At 71.7% G+C, this 19301-nt stretch carries 14 protein-coding genes and 1 pseudogene; 7 read left to right on the forward strand and 8 right to left on the reverse strand.

Annotated features, from left to right (window positions below; translation table 11 throughout):
* Positions 1-100 precede the first annotated feature (100 nt).
* Both ACH442_RS08880 and ACH442_RS08885 read right to left on the reverse strand, forming a co-directional pair.
* Positions 101-868, reverse strand: coding sequence for a hypothetical protein (locus ACH442_RS08880; protein ID WP_396337356.1), 768 nt, complete (start codon positions 866-868; stop codon positions 101-103).
* On the reverse strand, positions 868-2541 hold the full coding sequence (locus tag ACH442_RS08885; protein ID WP_396337357.1) for a multicopper oxidase family protein: 1674 nt from the start codon (positions 2539-2541) through the stop codon (positions 868-870). The genes ACH442_RS08880 and ACH442_RS08885 overlap by 1 nt, the downstream gene beginning before the upstream one ends.
* 128 nt (positions 2542-2669) lie before the next feature.
* Here ACH442_RS08885 and ACH442_RS08890 point away from each other — a divergent pair, with 128 nt between their 5' ends.
* The gene (locus ACH442_RS08890; RefSeq protein ID WP_396337358.1) at positions 2670-4382 is read left to right on the forward strand and encodes a BTAD domain-containing putative transcriptional regulator; all 1713 of its coding nucleotides are present in this window, start codon (positions 2670-2672) and stop codon (positions 4380-4382) included.
* A 94-nt stretch (positions 4383-4476) separates the two neighbouring features.
* Here ACH442_RS08890 and ACH442_RS08895 read toward each other — a convergent pair whose 3' ends face one another.
* Positions 4477-6564, reverse strand: a complete 2088-nt coding sequence (locus tag ACH442_RS08895) for a PKD domain-containing protein (protein ID WP_396337359.1) — start codon at positions 6562-6564, stop codon at positions 4477-4479.
* Positions 6565-6854: 290 nt separating this feature from the next.
* On the opposite strand from ACH442_RS08895, the gene ACH442_RS08900 reads away from it, so the two are divergent.
* Both ACH442_RS08900 and ACH442_RS08905 read left to right on the forward strand, forming a co-directional pair.
* Positions 6855-7010: a hypothetical protein gene (locus tag ACH442_RS08900; protein ID WP_396337360.1), complete on the forward strand. Its 156-nt coding sequence runs from the start codon at positions 6855-6857 to the stop codon at positions 7008-7010.
* A gap of 269 nt (positions 7011-7279) precedes the next feature.
* Positions 7280-8296: a LacI family DNA-binding transcriptional regulator gene (locus ACH442_RS08905; protein WP_396337361.1), complete on the forward strand. Its 1017-nt coding sequence runs from the start codon at positions 7280-7282 to the stop codon at positions 8294-8296.
* A 146-nt stretch (positions 8297-8442) separates the two neighbouring features.
* Here the strand turns inward: ACH442_RS08905 and ACH442_RS08910 are convergent, their stop codons facing one another.
* Both ACH442_RS08910 and ACH442_RS08915 read right to left on the reverse strand, forming a co-directional pair.
* Positions 8443-9207, reverse strand: a complete 765-nt coding sequence (locus ACH442_RS08910) for an EAL domain-containing protein (RefSeq protein ID WP_396337607.1) — start codon at positions 9205-9207, stop codon at positions 8443-8445.
* 51 nt (positions 9208-9258) lie between these two features.
* Positions 9259-10818: pseudogene (locus tag ACH442_RS08915) on the reverse strand (diguanylate cyclase domain-containing protein); the annotation flags it as partial.
* A 407-nt stretch (positions 10819-11225) separates the two neighbouring features.
* Between ACH442_RS08915 and ACH442_RS08920 the strand changes: the two are divergent.
* From ACH442_RS08920 to ACH442_RS08930, 3 genes are all read left to right on the forward strand, one after another.
* Positions 11226-11612 (forward strand): PH domain-containing protein, encoded by a 387-nt coding sequence (locus ACH442_RS08920; protein WP_396337362.1) that lies wholly within the window; start codon positions 11226-11228, stop codon positions 11610-11612.
* A gap of 71 nt (positions 11613-11683) precedes the next feature.
* Positions 11684-12847, forward strand: coding sequence for a PQQ-dependent sugar dehydrogenase (locus tag ACH442_RS08925; protein WP_396337363.1), 1164 nt, complete (start codon positions 11684-11686; stop codon positions 12845-12847).
* A 61-nt stretch (positions 12848-12908) separates the two neighbouring features.
* Positions 12909-14543, forward strand: coding sequence for a metallophosphoesterase (locus ACH442_RS08930; protein WP_396337364.1), 1635 nt, complete (start codon positions 12909-12911; stop codon positions 14541-14543).
* Between the two features lie 23 nt (positions 14544-14566).
* Here ACH442_RS08930 and ACH442_RS08935 read toward each other — a convergent pair whose 3' ends face one another.
* The gene (locus ACH442_RS08935; protein WP_396337365.1) at positions 14567-15676 is read right to left on the reverse strand and encodes a tetratricopeptide repeat protein; all 1110 of its coding nucleotides are present in this window, start codon (positions 15674-15676) and stop codon (positions 14567-14569) included.
* A gap of 127 nt (positions 15677-15803) precedes the next feature.
* Positions 15804-17303 (reverse strand): Asp-tRNA(Asn)/Glu-tRNA(Gln) amidotransferase subunit GatB, encoded by a 1500-nt coding sequence (gatB, locus tag ACH442_RS08940; protein WP_396337366.1) that lies wholly within the window; start codon positions 17301-17303, stop codon positions 15804-15806.
* 143 nt (positions 17304-17446) lie between these two features.
* Here gatB and ACH442_RS08945 point away from each other — a divergent pair, with 143 nt between their 5' ends.
* Positions 17447-18904 (forward strand): M1 family metallopeptidase, encoded by a 1458-nt coding sequence (locus ACH442_RS08945; protein ID WP_396337367.1) that lies wholly within the window; start codon positions 17447-17449, stop codon positions 18902-18904.
* A 184-nt stretch (positions 18905-19088) separates the two neighbouring features.
* On the opposite strand, the gene ACH442_RS08950 is transcribed toward ACH442_RS08945, so the two are convergent.
* The gene (locus tag ACH442_RS08950) at positions 19089-19295 is read right to left on the reverse strand and encodes a hypothetical protein (protein WP_396337368.1); all 207 of its coding nucleotides are present in this window, start codon (positions 19293-19295) and stop codon (positions 19089-19091) included.
* Positions 19296-19301 lie beyond the last annotated feature (6 nt).

Consider the following 19301-nt stretch of genomic DNA (forward strand, 5'->3'; position numbering starts at 1 on the left):
TCACACGGGAATTTCGGTACATGCTGGGATGGACCGCTGAGGTCCGGCTCTAGCCGGGCTGAGGCGGGCCGCCCCAGCCCGGTCCCGAGGGGGGAGCCCCTCAGTGCCCGTGGTGCTCCGCGTTCTCGTCCAGGTCGGGCACGCCGGTGGACAGGTCCACGCCCGGCCCCGGCTCGTTCGCCGAGACCGTCACCCGGTCGGCCGACGTCCCCGCCGCCCGGGCCATCGCCGCCCGCACCGCCGCGACCTGGCCGTCACTGAGCAGCGCCCCGAAGTACCGGACGGTCAGCCCGGCCGGCTGCACGGCGGTCACGTAGTGGTTGAGCGAGTCACTGAGGATCCCTTCGGCGTCCTCGGCCCGCGCCACGCCGGCCGGGTCGATCCCGCCGGTGACCACCCCGAACGTGATGTCGTGCACCAGGACGGTCTGCGCCACGTAGAACGCGACGTCGTCGGGCTGGTGATCGCGCATGAACGCCTCGGCCCGCTGCACGGTCACGCCCTCCGGCAGCACCAGCGTCAGCTCCGGCACCAGGTAGTTCAGCAGGTCGGCGCTGAACACGGCGAACGTCGCGTCGGTCAGCTCGCCGATCCCGGCCGACTTCGCGGCGTCCCGCAACTCGGCAGCGACCCGTGCCCGGTCGGCGTTCCTTCCCGGGTGTACGGCGATCGCCGCCCGCTTGCGCACCATCGCCCCGTCGAACGTGGTGGTGGCGATCTCGTCCCCGGCGTCGTCACCGACCGTGGCGGCGTGCGCCGGCGTACCGGCCGGGGCCGGGGCGAACCACCCGCCCGACCAGGCGGCCAGCGTGAACGCGGCCACGACCAGCGCGACGCTGAACGCCAGCCCGCGAAACTTGGCCGGCATCACGTGCCCAGCGGGTAGCTCGGCGCGTACGTGACCGGCAGTTCCGGCTCGGTCTCGGCCTTCGCCGGGTCCATCGTGATCGGGTTGTTGTTCTCCAGGTCGCCGACCGCGAACTGGATCATCATGTCGCTGTCCTCGTGGACCAGGTTGTGACAGTGCGTCATGTACCGGCCGCCGACGTTGCCGTCCCCGGTGGTGAACTGCATCAGCGCGGTCACCGTCTCGTTCTCGCCCAGGTAGAAGACGTCCTTGCCGCCGCCCTCCCACGGGTGCGCCTTGCCGTCCGCGGTGGTGTTGCGCCCGATGATCTGGGCGTCGATCAGGTGGATGTGGAACGAGTGGAACCAGCCACCGGACTCGTTCACCAGGTCCCAGATCTCCACGTCGTACGGCTTCGGGTTGCCCAGCACCCGCTTGAAGTCGGACGCCTCGACGTCGGCCCAGGTCTCACCGTTGACGGTCCACTCGCTGTGCTTGCGTTCGACCCGCAGGCGGCGGCGCGCGGTGGCCATCTCCGGCTTCAGCTTGTTGACCTCGACGGCGCCCCGGTTCGCGTACGGCTGCGGGCCCAGATCCAGAGAGGAAGGGATCTGGTACGGGTCGGCGGGGCCCGTGTCGGCGACCACCTCGAACTGCATGACCTTGCCGGTGTCGGGGAAGTCGACGTTGTTCTTGTTGCTGAGGTTCTTCAGCTCGATCTTCGTGCCGGCCTTGTACTTGCGGAAGTCGATCAGCACCTCGTAGCGCTCGGCGCCGCCCTGCCGCCACGACGACACCGCGGTCACCTTCGGCGTCATGCCGGCGTCGTTGCCCACGATGTGGAACGGGTCGCCGGTGCTCAGCGCGAACCGCCAGGAACGGGAGATCGTGGCCGAGAGCACCCGGAACCGGTACACCCGCGGCTTGACCTTCATCTTCGGCCACGGCACGCCGTTGACCAGGACAATGTCGCCCATGAAGCCGGCGTTGCCGTCCGGCTCGAACGCGACCGAGCCGTCGGCGTTGAACGCGATGTCGCTGACGACCAGCGGCACGTCGAACTCACCCTGCGGCAACTGGGCCGTTTCGTACGGGTCTTTCAGGTGATATTGGGCGGCCAGACCGGAGTAGACGTTCTGCGCGGTGTCCCCATGGTTGTGGTCGTGATACCAAAGGGTCCGTCCTTGCTGCCAGTTCGGGTACTTGTAGGTCTTCACCTGACCGGGTTTCGTCTGATCATTGGCGTAACCGTCGTACTGCGGCAGGGAGGCGGAACCGTGCAGGTGCGTGACCGTGCTGAACGGTCGCCCGTTGATCGTGTTGAGCTCGGAGAGCGCGTTGCAGATCCGCACCTCGGTGCGGGTCCCCTGCTTCACGCGGATGGTCGGCCCCGGGAAGATCCCGTTGTAACCGGCGATCGTCGTGGTCAGCCCGGGCAGGATGCTCGCCTTGGCGAGCTTCTGGGTGAGCCGGTACTTCTGGAACGGGCCCAGGTCGTCCACGCCCTCCTCGACCGGCATCAGCACCGGCGGACGGCGGAACATGTTCGTGTACGGCGTGGGCATGTTCTTGGACGAAAGCCTGCTGGACGCCGCGACGACCTCGCCGCCGGCCGTCATCACGAGCAGGCCGCCACCACCGAGCGCGAGCGTGCCCTTGAGCAGGTCGCGTCGACTCAGACTCCGGCGTGCCATCGGACACCTCTTCTTCCCAGGATCTTGACAGGGAGCCGAAACCTAGAGAGCCGAACTGAAGTGTTCCGTTGGCGATGCTGAGGTCTTCCGTCACTCAAGTCGGGCGCGATCCGGGCGATTGCCAGAACGTGGGACTGCGGGTCAGCGTGCTGGGACAACTCACCGTCGTCGACGGTGAGAGCGGCGTGCTTCCCGCCGGCGAGCTGCCCCGCCGCGCCCGCCAGGTGCTGGCCGTGCTCGCCGCCCGCCACGACCGGATCCAGTCCAAGGACGCGCTCGCCGACGCGGTGTGGGGCGAGGACCTGCCCGGCAACCACGCGGGGGCGCTGGAGCACTACGTCTCGGTGATCCGCCGGCGACTGCAGCCGACCGGCTCGCCGGCCAACTGGTTCATCGTCACCCGGTCCGGCGGCTATCTCTTCGACACCTCACGCGCCTCGCTCGACCTGGCCCACCTGCGGGCCCTCGTCCGGCAACTGGACGCGCCGGGGCCGGACGGCCTCGCCGTCCACGAGGAGATCCTGGGGCTGGCCCGGCACCTGCCGTTCCCCGAGGACCCGTACGCCGGCTGGGCCGAGCCGATCCGCTCCGAGGTCGCCGTCGTCGCCGTGAACGCCCTGCTGCGGCTGGCCGCGGCGGCCCTGACCGACGACGCTCCACGCTCGTTCCGGCTTGCCTCCGAGGCGATCGAGCTCAACCCGTTCCTGGAGTCCAGCTACCACGCCGCGATGGCCGCCGCGGTCGCGATGGGCCGCCCGGACGACGCGCTGCGCATCTTCGAACGCTGCCGCCAGGTGCTCGACAGCGAGCTCGGGGTCGCGCCGTCGGCCGAACTCGCCATGATCAAGCAGTCGGTGCTGGCCGGCCGCGCGCCCGCCGTGCAGAGCGCACCGGCGCCGGCCCCGGTCACCCCGCCCGCGGTGACCAGGCCCTCCGAGCGGTTCCTGGGGCGGCTCACCGAGATCCGGCTGCTGGTCGAGCCGGGCACCCCGCCGGTCGTGCACATCGTCGGGCCCAGCGGCTCCGGCAAGTCCGCGTTCCTGGCCGAGCTGGGCCGGCACACGCCCGGCCGGATCGGCATCGGCGACGCCGGCCCGGCCGTCGGCGTGCTCCGGCTGGCCTGGCTGCGCAGTGTACTGACCGACCTCGACGCGACGCCCGAGGCGATCGGGGCGGTCGACCGGGCGCTGCCCGACCAGCCGCTGGGTCAGGCCGACCTGGAGCTGATCGCGGCCACGTTCGACCGGCCGGAGCCGGTCTACCTGGCCGTCGACGACGCGATGAACCTGGACGCGGCCAGCGTCGCCGAACTGGCCTGGCTCAGCGGGCACTGCCCCGGCCTGCGGATCGTGCTGACCTACGACTATCCGTCGCAGCTCTCCGGGCGGCCGCTGGCCGGGCTCGGCACGCCCGTGGTGATGCGGCTCAGCCCGCTCACGGCGCAGGAACTGGAACCGCTCGGCGACCCGGCCGTACGCCGGCTCACCGGCGGCATCCCGGCCCTGGTCGCGGTCGCCCGGCGGCCGGCCGAGGTGGCGAGCGCGGTGGCCATGCAGGTCGCCCGGCAGCGCACCGAATGGATGCCGCCGCTCGCCTGGGAGCTGCTGCGGGTCTGCGCGGTCCTCGGCGACCTCGGCGCGGCCGAGCTGGCGGCGCTCACCGCGCAGCCGGTGACCGACGTGCTGAGCTGCGTGGACGCGCTGGTCCACGCCCATCTGCTGCGCGAGTGCCCGGACGGGAAGGTCGGCCACGCCAGCTCCCTGGTGTGCGGCGCGGTCGCCGGCCAGGTCTCCGCCGCCACGGCCCTCTACCTCCGCAAACAACTGGCCGCGGCCTCCTGAGACCCGGCCGGGACCAACCGGCCGGCTCTCCGAGGGTGCTTCGAACTGCTCGAAGCACCCTCGGGAGCCGGCCGGGGCCGGGACGTGCCCGGATTCAGTTGGTGACGGTCACCGGGACGGCGAGCTGGCGGCCACCGACCGTGGTGACCACGCTGATCGTGCGGACCGTGCCCGGCGCCGGGCCGGTGACCCGGATGCTGAACGCGCCGGCCGCGTCGACCGGCGACGTGCCGATCACCCGGCCGGTGAGCGTGTCACCGAGCACCGCGGTGATCCGCTGGCCGGCGAGCAGGCTGCTGGTGCCGCTGATCCGCCATTCGTTGTTGCCGGTCCGGTAGCGCACCGTCACCCCGCCCGGGAACGTCTCCGCCTGCGGCCGGATCGTGACCCGGTCGGTAGCGGTCCCGTTCGGGTTGGTCACGGTCAGCTCGAACACCACGGGGTCGTTGTCGTAGACGAACGACGCGTTCGGTCCGGGCGAGGCCGGCAGGGCCTGCGCCGGGAAGGTGAAGGCCGGTTTCGCGGCCGACGCCCCGGCGAGGGTCACGGCGGGTCCGGAGACCTGCTTCCAGCTGTACGTCTCCACCCCGCTCGACGCCGATCCGTCCAGCGTGACCGCCTTGCCCCGCTGGATCGTCCGGTCCGGTCCCGCCTCGGCGACCGGTTTCGCCGCCGCGACGACGGTGACGGTGACCGGCTCGGACGTCTGCTGCCCGCCGGGCCCGGTCAGGGTCAGCGTGAACGCGTAGGTCCCGGGCGAGGGCGCGACGAACGAGGCCGACGCTGTGGTCCCGCCGGTCACGATCACCTCGGGTCCGGCCGTCTGGGTCCAGCGGTACGAGTCGACCTCGCCCGTGGATCCGGTGCCGTCCAGCTGGACGGTCTGCCCGACCACCGCGGTGGCGTCGGCGGTGGCCGCGGCGACGGGCGGTTCGGGGCCGAGCACCGCGCCGGAGCCCAGCAGCGACGCGGTCGCGGTGCCGCCGCTCGACGACGTCACGGTGACCGTGACCGGGGGCGCGAGCACGTTCGTGAACGGCTGACCGGTGATCGGGCCGTACCCGGTGACGCTCAGCACGCCGGGCGCCGCGTCCTGGTCGCTGCTGGTGGCGGCGACGGTCAGGGTGTGCGCGTCGGCGTCGTACGCGGCCTTGGTGACCTGCACGACGTCGATCAGTTTGCGTGTCTTGCGAGCGACCGGCCGGTCGGAGGCGTTGACGATGTCGACGGTGGCGCCGGCCGGCAGCGGGCCGGTGAGCGCGAACCGGCCGTAGTAGTGACCGTTCTGCCCGTTCAGGCGTGTGGCCCGGATGCCGAGCGCCGGGTTGGCCGCGATCTCGACGGCCTGACCGGGCTCGCTGGTCGCGTAGACCTCGACCACGCCGTTGCCGTCCGCGCCGGTGGTGAACGTGGCCTGGTCGACGTCGACGCCGGCGTTGGACGCGTACCGGCCCTGGATGCTGAACGTGTCGGTGAACCCGACCTGGCCGAGGACCGCCCCGGTCCGCGGGTCCAGTTCCTCGATCCGGACGAAGTTCGTGTCGTACGGGCTGCCCACCACCTTGTGGTCGACCCCCGGATCGCCGGTGTAGCCGGCCGGAGCGGCCGGTGCGACGGCCGGGTCCCACCGCAGGAACGGACCGACCCGCCCGTTGAGCACGCCGCCGAACGCGCCCGGGACGGTGCCGACGTCCTCGGTCATCCGGACGCCCTTGTCGTCAGCGGTGAGGTCGTCGATGCCGTACGGGTGGGTGATCCTGAACCGCCGCCCCGCGGCGGCCGCGAAGCGGATGCGGACGCGACCGAACACCATCTGGTCGCCGTCGATCACCGCGCCGTTGGCCCAGGCGCCCTCGACGTTGAGGCCGATCACCGCCTTGGTGCCGTCGGTGAGCGTCAGCGTGGCGTCGGCCAGCTGGTAGAAGAACTCGCCCGGGAAGTTGTCCGGGTACGAGACGGGCAGGTCCGGGTTGGGGACCTCGTCCGGGAGGACCGCGCAGAGCGGGTCCTCCATGGTGGTGCAGGGTTCCAGCCGCAGCCCGGTGCTGTCCCGGTACCACGACGGGAAACCGATCTCGGCGATCGGGCCGACCTGGGTGAGCCGGCCGTCCCGGGCGGTCGGCGGCGCGACGACGGTGGCGTTCGCGCTGCCCGCGAGCGGCGCGACCACCGCCAGAGTCACGCCCGCGGCGACCGACCATCGAAGGAGAAGTGACTTTCTTCCGCTTTTCGGGTGGCGGGCGGGGCGGTCGGATGGGGTTCTCATCGGACTCCTCGATTGTTTCAGAGTTCCGACAAGATGGCCGCGACCTCGTAGTTCCGGCTCACGGAAACCTGAGCGAAAGCTGAGTCCTGTCTGGCAAATCCCTTGCGGGCCGAGATTCGTATCCCTCCGTCATGTGAACCGGTGACCTCGGGCACCCGCTCCTCGAGATCGATGCAGAGACCGTCACCTCGGGGAGTCACGACCGCATGAGTAGTCCCGGCGGAGAGCCGCTCAGCCATCGCCGGATCCCGCAGGTGCTCTCCGGGCTGATGCCGGGCATGTTCCTGGCCGCGCTGAACCGGACCATCGTCGCCTCGGCGATCCGGACCATCGGCGACGACCTGCACGGGCTCAGCCGCTGACGCCGGCCGCCGCCGGGCGGATCGAGGGCAGCGCGGTCGACCAGCACGAGCAGCCGGTGCCGGCGGCCACCGTCACGCTCACCGACGCCGAGGGCGCGGTGGTGGCAGCGCGGTGACCGGGCCGGACGGCGGGTACGTGCCGGCCGCGAGACGGTTCACGTTTGATCTCCCGATGACTTAACCGGTCAAGTACACTCTGGATGCCGCTGGGGTTACGCCGGACCCACGCCCGATAAACTCACCGGCAAAGTCGCGACAGAGGGGACTGCGTGAAACGGCCCACGATCGCCGACATCGCCCGGCGTGCCGGTGTGTCCAAGGGCGCCGTCTCCTACGCGCTGAACGGTCAGCCCGGCGTCTCCGAGGCGACCCGCAAGCGGATCCTCGCCATCGCGCAGGAGATCGGCTTCAACGCCAACAGCGCCGCTCGCGCCCTCTCCGGCGCCCGCGCCCGCGCCGTCGGCCTCACCCTCTGCCGGCCCGCCCGCATCCTCGGCATCGAGCCCTGGTTCATGGGCCTGATCAGTGGTTTCGAGGCCGAGCTGGGTGCGCAGTCCTACGCGCTGACCCTCCAGGTCGTGGCCAGCCCCGAGCAGGAGGTCGAGGTCTACCGCCGCTGGTGGGGCGAGCGCCGCATCGACGGCGTGATCGTCACCGACCTGCGGGAGAACGACGTCCGCATCCCGGTCCTCCACCAGCTCCAGCTGCCGGCCGTGGTGATCGGCGGCTCCGGCGAGCCCAGCCCGGTCACCCAGATCTGGTCCGACGACGGCGGCGCGATCACCGAGGCCGTGCGCTACCTCGTCGCGCTCGGCCACTCCAGGATCGCCCGGGTCAGCGGTGTGCCCGACCTGCTGCACACCCAGGTCCGGACGAAAGCGTTCAACGAGGTCTGCACGTCACTCGGCCTCGGCGACGCGGTCACCGTGCCCGCCGACTACACCGGCGAGGAGGGCAGCCGCGCCACCCGCCGCCTGCTCATCGGCGGGGACCGGCCGACCGCGATCATCTACGACAACGACGTGATGGCGGTCGCCGGGCTCGCCGTCGCGCAGGAGATGGGCCTCTCCGTCCCCGGCGACCTGTCGATCGTCGCCTGGGACGACTCGCCGCTGTGCAGCCTCGTGCACCCACCGCTGACCGCGCTCAGCCGCGACGTCTCCGGTTACGGCGCGCAGGCCGCTCGTGAGCTGCTCAACGCCGTCGCCGGCAAGAAGGTCGGCAACGTCAAAGCGCAGACCGCGCACCTCACGCCCCGGGGAAGCACCGCGCCGCCCCGCAATTGAAACCCCTCCCTCGGTACGTCGTTCCCGGCGCCCGTCCGCAGGCGACACGACCCGGTGCCCGGCGTGCCCGCGCGACCTCCGCCGTGGGCCGGGCCCGGGCGTGGGTCGTGCCGCCCCGGGGCGGGCGTGGTCATCGACGTACCTGATCAGGGGTTTCGATCGGCTCGGTGGCTTTCGAGGTAGGCCTCGATGCGCTCGGCGGGGGCCGGATGGGCGATGGCCAGGCCCTGGCCGTAACGGCATCCGGCGGCAAGCGCGCGCTCGATGCTCTCCGGGGTCTCCAGACCCTTGGCGACCAGGTCGAGGCCGATCCGGCGGGCGAGACCGACCACCACCTCCAGCGTCGCCGCCTCGGACTCCTGCTGGGCCAGCGCCGCGCTGAGCTTGAGCATGTCGACCGGCAGGCGGCGCAGGTTCGCCAGCGACGTCTGGCTGGAGCCGAAGTCGTCGAGCGCCGCCCGGACGCCGAGTTTGCGCAGGCCGGAGAGGGCGGCGACGATCGCCGGCAGATCCTCGGCGATCCACGTCTCGGCGACCTCGACGACCAGCCGGTCCGGCGCGACGCCGTAACGCCGCAGGGTGCCGGCGACCTGCTCCGGGAAACGGGCGGTGAGCAGTTCGCGCGGGCCGACGTTGACCGACACCCAGAACTCGCCGTCGTCGCCGGCCCAGTTGCGCAGGTGGCGGCAGGCCTCGTCGAGGGCCCAGTCGTTCAGCTCGGCGATGATGCCCTGCGCCGCGGCGATCGGCAGGAACTCCTCCGGCAGGATCGTGCCGAGCCCCGGGTGCCGCCAGCGCAGCAGCGCCTCGACGCCGGCCGGGCGGTCGTCGCGCAGGGCGGCCACCGGCTGGAAGACCAGGTCCAGCTCACCGCGGCCGGCCGCGTCGGGCAGCCGGCGTTCCAGTTCCATCCGGCGCTGGAGCTGGAGCTCGACGTCCGGGTCGTACCACTCGACGGCGTCCCGCCCGAGCTGGTGGGCGCGCTGTCGGGCCAGGTCGGCATGGCGCAGCACCTCGTCCGGCGTCGCGCCGCCGGCCAGCTCGGCCAGGCCGACACTGGTGTACAGGCGCACCTGCGCCCCCGGCACCTGGAACGGCTCGGACAGGGCGGCCACGATGCGGGTGGCCAGCGCGTACGCCGGAACCGCCGACTGCGGCGTGAGCACCGCGAACTCGTCCCCACCGAGGCGGGCCGGCACGTCGTCGGCACCGGTCAGCGACCGCAGCCGGCGCGCCATCTCGGTCAGCACCGCGTCGCCCACCTCCCGGCCGTGGGTGTCGTTGGCCTCGGCCAGCCCGTGCAGGTCGATCACGAGCAGGGTGCCCTGCGGCCCGGGACGGCGGCGGAAGGCCAGCAGGTCACGCATCAGCGCCTGCCGGTTCGCCAGGCCGGTGAGCTGGTCCAGGTAGGCCAGGCGGTGCAGGGTGCGCTCCAGGTGGCGGCGCTCGCCGACGTCACGCACGTGGACCACGAGCGCGGCCACCTCGGGCACCGCGCGCTGGTCGGAGATGGTCGACTCGGTGTCGCGCCAGAGCTTCGCGCCGTCCCGCATCCGCGCGCTGACCAGCACCGGCGGGCCGCCCTCGTGCTCACCGGCGAGCACCGAACGGATCACCGCGAGCGCGTCGGCGGCGTCCTCCGGGTGGATCATCTCGCCGAACGCGCGGCCCAGCACCTGGTCGTCACGCAGGCCGAACAGGCGGGCCGCGGCCGGCGACTGCCAGCGCACGGTCAGCCGCTCGTCGAGCACCAGGGTCAGGTCGGTGGCGCCGGCGACCAGCGAACGGAAGTGCGCCTCGGTGGTGCGCAGGCGGCCCGCGTACAGCCGGATGTCGCGGACCACCAGCAGCTCCCGCATGACCAGGACACTGATCATGATCACCGCGAAGACGACGCCCTCGGTGTCGAAGCCGGGTGAGGTCAGCAGGTGCCAGACGGCGGCGGCCACACCGACCGCGGCCGGGACCGCGAGCAGCGGGTAACTCGCGAGGTAACGGTCCGGGTTGATCGGCCCGGTGGGCGGGACCGGCAGACCCCGGCGGGAACCGCCCCCGGCCGCCGCGGCCAGGCCGGCCACCATCGGCAGCCCCAGCAGCGGCACCGCCGGACCGGTCACGCCGAGCGCCAGCACCTCGGCCAGCGTCGCCAGCGAGACCGTCACCAGCGCCGCGCCGCACGCGCACCAGACCGCCGGGACCGGCCGGGGCCGGGCCCGCAGCACCACCACGGCGACGACGGAGACGCCACCCGCCGCGATCAGCACGGCCGGCAGCGCGGCCGGGTGGGGCTGCCCGTCCGGCGGGATCAGGTAGGCGGCGAAGCCCGCACTGATGCCCAGGCAGAACCCGTCGAAGCCGCGGCGCAGGCGGATCGGCCAGTTGCGCGCGGCGCCGGGCAGCAGCGAGGCGCCCAGCACGTAGCAGCCGGCGGCCACGCCCAGGCCCACGGTCAGCCAGAGCACCTCGCCCGGCGGGGACCACCAGGGCACCAGCACGGTCAGGGCGCTGGCCAGCGCGCCCATGCCGACGAAACCGGCGCCGCGGCAGGCCACGAACGTGCCGTCGGCGTGGTGGATGTCGAGCGCCGAACGCACCAGGTAGGCGGACGCGCAGAGCGCGGCGGCGCCGACACCGACGGCGAGTGCGACCGGGCCCGGCAGCACGCCGGCGGCACCGAGGAGCAGGATCAGGACGGCCGTCGCGGAGACGGCGAGCAGGACGGTCCGGCCGATGGTGCTGGGCCGGGCCGGCGCGAGGGGCGGCACGGCCACGACTGGGTCCTCTGCGTTCGGGGTGGAACAAGAGGTCGTTGCACCCGGACAACGATCCGGGCCCGGATCGGGTTACGGGCGGCCTCCGCACGGATCGTCGACCATGGACGATCGAGGGTCGACCGGGGCTGTGGACAACCGAGTGGGAAGATGGGTCGGTGAGCAGACGCCGCCCCCTCCTTCGCGTACGCAAGTCCGGCACCGCCCTGGTGGCCTCCGGGATCGCGTTCGTCGGCGCGCTGCCGCTGGCCGGGGTCTCCCCGGCGTGGCTGCCGGTGCTGCTGATCCCGCTCGTCGCGCTCGTCTGGTCCTGGCGGGCCGGCACCGACGTGTTCGACGACGAGGTGCGCGTGCGCGCTCTGATCGGCGGCAACCGGGTGCCGTGGAGCCGGATCACCGGGCTCGCGCCCGACGAGCGGGGCCGCGTCTCCGCGCTGCTGGACAACGGGAACGTGATCCGGCTGACCGGCGTGACCCGGGACAATCTGCCGCTGGTGCTGGCCGCGGTCGGCAACGCCCCGGCCGACGCCGCCATGGAGCAGTGACGACTTCCGAGGGGACTGTCAGACGGCGCGGCTACCCTGATCGGCAGAGAAGCCAGGGAGGTGGTTCAGCCGTGCGTTCCCGCCGGGGCCGTGCCGCGGTCGCGACTCTGACCCTCGTGCTGGGCCTGACCTCGGGCTGCAGCTTCGGGCCGCCGGGGCCGGATCAGGCCGGCAGCGCGCCGAATCTGCCCGGTCCGTCGATCGCCGCCACCGCGAGCGCCGGCGCCGACGACGAGCAGGAGATCGCGGTCACCGTGCTGGCCAAGGGACTCGAGGTGCCGTGGGGCATCGCTTTTCTGCCCGACGGGTCGGCCCTGGTCACCGAGCGCGACACCGGCCGGATCCTGAAGGTCGGGCCGGAGTCGGACGCGGACGGGCTGAAGGTCTCCGAGGCGGCCCGCCTCGCCGAGGTGCGTGCCTCCGATGACGGCGGCCTGCTCGGCATCGCCGTCTCCCCGAAATACGCGTCGGACAAGACGATCTTCGTGTACTACTCGACCGCCTCCGACAACCGGATCGGCAAACTGGTCCTGGGCAAGCCGGTCGAGCCGATCCTCACCGGCATCCCCCGCTCCGCGCAGGAGAACGGGGGCGCACTCGCCTTCGGCCCCGACGGCTACCTCTACGCCGGGACCGGCGACGGCACCGCCACCGGTGCGCAGGCGCAGGATCCGAAGAATCTGGGCGGCAAGATCCTGCGGATGACCACGGAGGGCAAGCCGGCCCCGGGCAACCCGGTGAAGACGTCGCTGGTCTGGTCCTCCGGCCATCGCAACGTGCAGGGCCTGACGTGGGACAAGACGAAGCGCATGTTCGCCACCGACAACTCGCAGCCGAAGTTCTCCGAGCTGAACGTGGTGGAGAAGGGCAAGGACTACGGCTGGCCCAAGGCCGACGGCAAGGCCGGCGACACCGCGTTCACCGACCCGCTCGTGGCCTGGCCGACCGCCGCGTCCTCGTGTGGCGGGGTCGCCACCTTCGAGACCACGGTCGCCACCGCCTGCCTGCTCGGCAAGCGGCTCTACCTGCTCAACGTGACCGGCAACGGCACCGTGCTCGGCACCCCGCAGGAGCTGCTCACCGACAAGTACGGGCGGCTGCGCGCCCTGGTCGCCGCGCCGGACGGGTCGCTCTGGGTGAGCACATCCAACCAGGAGGACGCCGGCGAGCCGGACCCGGAGGACGACCGGCTGATCCGGCTCGTCTTCTCCGACGGTGGCGCCGGCCGGAGTTGATGAGACGGCCATGACTGTTTCGCGGCGATCCCGGCCGGGCAGGTGAGGCGCGATGAGCTCGATGAGTGAGGTCGTGGGTCACCTGCGTTCGGCGGCCGATTTTTCGGTACGGGTGTGGAAGCACCGCTGGTTCCGCAACTCCCGCATCGCCGCGGCGGTCGGCCTGGTCGGTCTCACCGCGGCGGTGATCGGCGTGATGCTGTTCGCGCACACCGAGATCAACGTGGGCCCGTTCCGGGCCGAGATGTCGCTGCGCCCCAGCGTGGTCGGTGGCACCGAGGTGAACATCCCGCCGCTCGGCTCCCTGCACCTGGACAGTCACCGAGGCACGCTGCACCTGAAGGTGGCGCTCGGCTCGCTCGACCAGAACCGGACCGAGGAACTGATCGACAACCCGGCCGCGATCAGCTCGGCCGGTGACCGGGCCGTCGACGAGGTCGTCGCCGGGGTGAGCCGGCTCGCCCTGCGCACGGTCGGGCTGGCCGTGCTCAGCGCGATCCTCGCCGCCGCGCTGATCTTCCGCAACGTACGGCGCACCGCCGCGGCCGGGCTGACCGCGCTGATCACCGCGGCCGGCAGTCTCGGGCTGGCCGCCGCCACCATCCGGCCGAATGCGATCAGTGAGCCGCGCTACGAGGGTCTGCTGGTCAACGCCCCGGCCGTGGTCGGTGACGCCCGGCGCATCGCCGACAACTACGGGCGGTACGCGGAGCAGCTCCAGCAGATCGTCAGCAACGTCAGCCGGATCTACACCACCGTGTCGGCGCTGCCCGTCTACGAGCCGGCCGGCAACACCACGCGCATCCTGCACGTCTCCGACCTGCACCTGAACCCGTCGTCGTGGGGCCTGATCCGCACGGTCGTGCAGACGTTCGACATCGACGCGGTGATCGACACCGGGGACATGGTCGACTGGGGCAGCAGCGCCGAGACGTCGTACGTGTCGTCGATCCCGTCGCTGGGTGTCCCCTACCTCTACGTCCGCGGCAACCACGACTCGGTGGCGATCCAGACCGCGGTCGCCAAGCAGCGCAACGCGGTCGTCCTCGATGACAAGATCGTCCTGCAGAACGGGCTGACCATCGCCGGGATCGGCGACCCCCAGTTCACCCCGGACAAGAGCGAGACGAACAAGGCCGGCGACACCTCCGGCGACGAGATCCTCACCGCCGCCGGGGAACGACTCGCGACCACGATCCGGAACTCGGGCCAGAAGGTCGACCTGGCCCTGGTCCACGACCCGGGGATGGCCCAGCCGCTCTCCGGGGTGGTGCCGCTCGTGTTGTCCGGGCACAAGCACCAGCGGTCGGTGCAGATGCTGCCGGCACCGACGCCGCCCACCCCGGACCCGTCCGCGTCGGCGTCACCCTCGGCGGTGCCGTCCCCGTCAGCCGCGGCGCAGGCACTGATGCCGACCCGGCTGATGATCGAGGGCTCGACCGGCGGCGCCGGGCTGCGCGGGCTCGAAGGCGAGAAGCCGACGCCGCTGTCGTTGTCGGTGCTCTACTTCGACGAGAATCACGACCTGAAGGCGTACGACGACATCGAGCTCGGCGGGACCGGTCAGTCCAACGTCGAGATGCAGCGGAACGTGGTCGGCCTCGACGACGAGAGCCCGCCGGTCACGCCGTCCCCGTCCGCGCCGTCGGGTGCGCCGGCCCCGTCGGGCAGCCCGGCCGTCCGGCCGAGCCGCTGACGCCCGACGCCGGTCGGCGCCGCTCAGGAGTCCGCTGGGGACCGCTCGGCCGGCGGGGACGCGGGTGAAACCGCAGGATCCTGCTGACCGGTGGCGCGGACAGTGGGGGCCGGGGACGCCGCAACCGGGCGGCGGGCCGGGTACGCCGCGCGGTACACGGCGGCTACGGCGAGGATGCCGAGGAGCACGGCGACCAGAACGGCGAAGAGCGCCCCGGCCGGCCGGGTCCCGCTGATCAGCACGGGAATCGCCACACAGGCCGCGGACAGGACCGGCGTCACCGCGAAGGCCACGCGCGGCAGCGGCTGGGCCGGTGTCCGGAGGCGCCCGCTGACGGCGTACCGGACGATCGCGGCGAACGCCGGGAGCAGCGCCATCACCGCGAACCCGGCGTAGATCGGGACGCTGGGCGCATCCGCAAGCGTCAGCGCCAGGACGCCCAGGAGCAGACCGGCCGGAAGCGTGCCCGCGGTGACGAGCGGCATCCAGCGGACGGCCGACGACGAGCTCCGGGAGATGACGTCCAGGGCGGCCACCTGACCGGGAGCCAGGGCCAGGGCGACCCGGGCGGCGGCCAGGGCGTCCTCGGTCCGGCCCAGGCGGGCCAGAGCCTGGGCGAGGAGGGCGTGAGCGTCCGCGACGCTCGGGTCCAGCTGGATCGACCGGGCCGCGGACCGCTCGGCCTCGATGGTCCGGCCCAGGTAGAACAGGGCGAGGCCATGGAAACGGTGCGCCGCCGGCGACTCCGGGTCCAGGGCGACGGACCGCTCGGCGTACGTCAGCGCCAGGTGGTACTGCCCCAGGCCGAGCCGCGCGCCGGCCAGGCGGTGCCAGGCCCGTGAGTCGTCCGGGTGCTCCCCGAGGAACTCCTCCAGCAGCCGGATCGCGTCGGCGAACCGCAGTTGCACCACGGCCACGTGGGCGGCGGCGACCAGAGGCGGTTCCCCTTGGGCGACCAGGTGGGTCTCGTCCGGGTGGCCCGGGGACGGCGCGGCATACGGCACGGGCAGCTCCGTCGCCTCGTCGATCGCGGGGGCCGGGGACAGCGTGGGCGCGCTGGAGGGCAGCGGCCATGCCGAGGCCGGGGCGGGATCGGGTTCGGCGCTGCTGCGGGACGGCGTGGCGTCGGTCATCTGAGGTTCCCCGGGATCGATGTGCTCGGCGGGCGCCGACCGACTGTATCGAACCTCACCGCTGCCCGGAACGGCATCGCCCGGCCTGCCGCAACGGCGGGCCGGGCGAAACGACGTACCGCGGAGATCAGGAAACGCCGAGCCGAGACAAGATCAAGTCGCGGACGGTCTTGGCGTCGGCCTGGCCTCGCGTGGTTTTCATCACCGCGCCGACCAGCGCGCCCGCCGCCGCCACCTTGCCGTCACGGATCTTCGCGGCGATGTCCGGGTTCGCCTCGATCGCCTCGTCGACCGCCTTCTGCAGCGCGCCGGTGTCGGACACGACCTCCAGGCCGCGCGCCGCCATCACCTCGGACGGCGAGCCCTCACCGGCGACGACACCTTCGAGCACCTGGCGGGCCAGCTTGTCGTTGAGCTTGCCGTCGTCGACCAGTTTCTGCAGCTCGGCGACGTGCGCCGGGGTGGCGCCGACCTCGGCCAGCTCGATGCCGAGCTCGTTGGAGCGGCGGGCCAGCTCGCCCAGCCACCACTTGCGGGCACCGGCCGCGGGCGCGCCGGCCGCGATGGTCTCCTCGATCAGCTCGATCGCGCCGGCGTTGACCGCCGACTGCATCTCCACCTCGGAGATGCCCCACTCCTCGCGCAGGCGGGCCCGCTTGACGCTGGGCTTCTCCGGCTGGGACGCGCGCAGTTCCTCGACCCAGGCCGGGTCCGGAGCGATCGGGACCAGGTCGGGCTCGGGGAAGTAGCGGTAGTCGGTCGCGGTCTCCTTGGAGCGGCCCGGGCGGGTGTCGCCGGTCGTCTCCTGGAAGTGGCGGGTCTCCTGGAAGATCCGGGTGCCCTCGTCGAGCAGGGCGGCCTGGCGGACGATCTCGGAGCGGACCGCGCGCTCGACCGAGCGCAGCGAGTTCACGTTCTTCGTCTCGGTGCGGGTGCCCCACTCCTCGCCCGGCTTGTTCAGCGAGGTGTTGACGTCGCAGCGCATCGAGCCCTGCTCCATGCGCACGTCGGAGACGCCGAGGGAGCGGATGATGTCGCGCAGCTCGGCGACGTAGGCCTTGGCGATCTCCGGAGCCTTCGCCCCCAGGCCGGGGACCGGCTTGGTGACGATCTCGACGAGCGGGATGCCGGCCCGGTTGTAGTCGACGAGCGACTCGGTGGCGCCGTGGATGCGACCGGTGGCCCCGCCGACGTGCAGGGTCTTGCCGGTGTCCTCCTCGATGTGCACCCGCTCGATCTCGACCCGGTACTCCGTGCCGTCGACCGTCACGTCGACGTAGCCGTCCACACAGAGCGGCTCGTCGTACTGCGAGGTCTGGAAGTTCTTCGGCATGTCCGGATAGAAGTAGTTCTTCCGGGCCATCCGGCACCACGAGGCAATGTCACAGTTCAGCGCCAAACCGATGCGGATGGTCGCCTCGATCGCGGCCCGGTTCATCACCGGCAGGGCGCCGGGCAGGGCCAGGCAGACCGGGCAGACCTGCGTGTTCGGCTCGGCGCCGAACTCGGTCTTGCAGCCGCAGAACATCTTGGTCTGCGTGCCCAGCTCGACGTGCGTCTCCAGGCCGATGACCGGCTCGTAACGGCTGAGGGCGTCGTCGTAGGACGGCAGCGCGATGGTCGTCATGTGCTTCGGCTCCGGCTCACTGCGGCATCGGGTTAACGGACAGAGGTCAAGCCTAGTCGCCGGGTATGACGCCACGTCGCCGGGTTTCCCGACGACGGATTATTGCCCCCACAGGAAAAGATCTTCGCGATACCGTCCCGTCCATGCGTCGATCTGTCACCGGCGTGGCTCTGGCCGCGACGGTTCTGTGCGCGAGCTGCACAGACAGTCCCTCGGTAACCCCCTCGGCGGCGCCGTCGAGCGCCGCGCCGGCTGCCCCGGCCGTGGACTACACGGCCTGGCAGGCCGGCAAGTCCACCCTGGTCGCCGACCAGCTCTACCCCGAGCACGGCAATGCCGGGCTCGACGTCCTCCAGTACGACCTGAAGCTCGACTGGGACCCCGCCGAGAAGGTCCTCACCGGTACGGCCACCCTGCGCATCCGCCCGACCGCCGCCGCCGGTGAGATCAAGCTGGACTTCGCCACCCTGACCGTCGACAAGGTGACCGTCGACGACAAGCCGGCAACCGGCACCCTGGCCGAGGAGAAGCTCACCGTGCCGGCCACCCTGGTCGCCGACCAGCCGGTCACGCTGGTCGTCGACTACCACGGCGCGCCGAAGCAGGTGGCGTTCCCGTCACACCGCTCCGACGCCAAGGAAGGCAACGGCCTGCGCCCGGCCACGGACGGCGGCGCGTGGACCATGCAGGAGCCGTGGGGCGCCATGACCTGGTACCCGGCCAACGAACTGGTCTCCGACAAAGCCCTGTACGACATCGCCGTCACCGTGCCGAAGGGCTGGGTGGCGGCGGCCGGCGGCACCCCGGGGCCGGTGGAGGGCAACACCTACCGGTACACCTCGGCCGTACCCACGGCGGCTTATCTGACGACGCTCGCCGTCGACAAGTACCAGAAGGTCGAGCAGGCCGGACCGCACGGGATCAAGCTCACCTACTTCGTCGTGCCGAAGACCGACGCCAAGATCCTGCCGTCGCTGAAGAAGTCGCCGCAGATGCTGACCTGGCTGGAGTCGATGCTCGGGCCGTTCCCGTTCGAGACCGGCGGCGCCCTGCTCAACGGCTCGATCTCGGCCATGGAGACGCAGCAGATGGTGAGCATCGGACGCTCGGTCGCCGGCAAGTGGACCAAGGAGGACCAGGCGTACTTCGAGGAAGTCCTGATCCACGAATACGCCCACCAGTGGTTCGGCGACACGGTCACCCCGAGCACCTGGACCGACCTGTGGCTCAACGAGGGTTTCGCGCAGTACATCCAGTACCTGTGGGAGCAGAAGGTCCAGAAGTTCAGCGACGCCGACCTGGAACGCTTCCTCCGCCAGCGCGACGCCGAACTGCGCAAGAAGGTCGGTCCGCCCGGCAAACCCGACGCCGCCGAGTTCGCCGAGAGCAACGTCTACATCTGCGGTGCCGCCATGCTCAAGGAACTCAACGACGCCCTCGGCGACACCAAGTTCTTCGCGCTGATGAAAGCGTGGGTGGCCGAGCACAAGAACACGAACCAGGACCGGGCCGCGTTCATCGCCTTCGTCGACCAGAACACCGGCAAGGACTTCAGCAAGCTGATCAACAACTGGCTGGACTCCAAGATCACTCCGAAGTAAAACCCTTTTCCCGTACGGCGCCGGCTCGCACCCGGCCGGTCGGCGGTTCCCTCCGTCGGCCGGCCGAGGTCAGTCAGCACATCAGGCGTCCAGCGCCTCGCGAACCTCGAACTCGACGATCTCCGCGGTGCTGATCAGACGCTCGTCGGGATCCGGAACATCTCGCTCGGTCAGCGACGGCCGCTCACCGGCCCCGACCAGACGGGGCTGCGTGATGCGAGCACGAGCCCGGCCGGGAAGAATTCGCGAGACCGCGGAAGAGGAACCGGAGTGCGTCGAACAGGCGGGACTTCCCGGCGCCGTCGCGCCCCAGCACCACCAGGAACGGCGGCGGATCCAGGGCGAAATCGCGGAACGTCTTGCACCCGTCGATCTCGATCCGAGTGAGCACTCCGGC

Source organism: Actinoplanes sp. NPDC020271, assembly GCF_044388125.1.
In the GTDB taxonomy this organism is placed as follows: Bacteria; Actinomycetota; Actinomycetes; order Mycobacteriales; family Micromonosporaceae; genus Actinoplanes.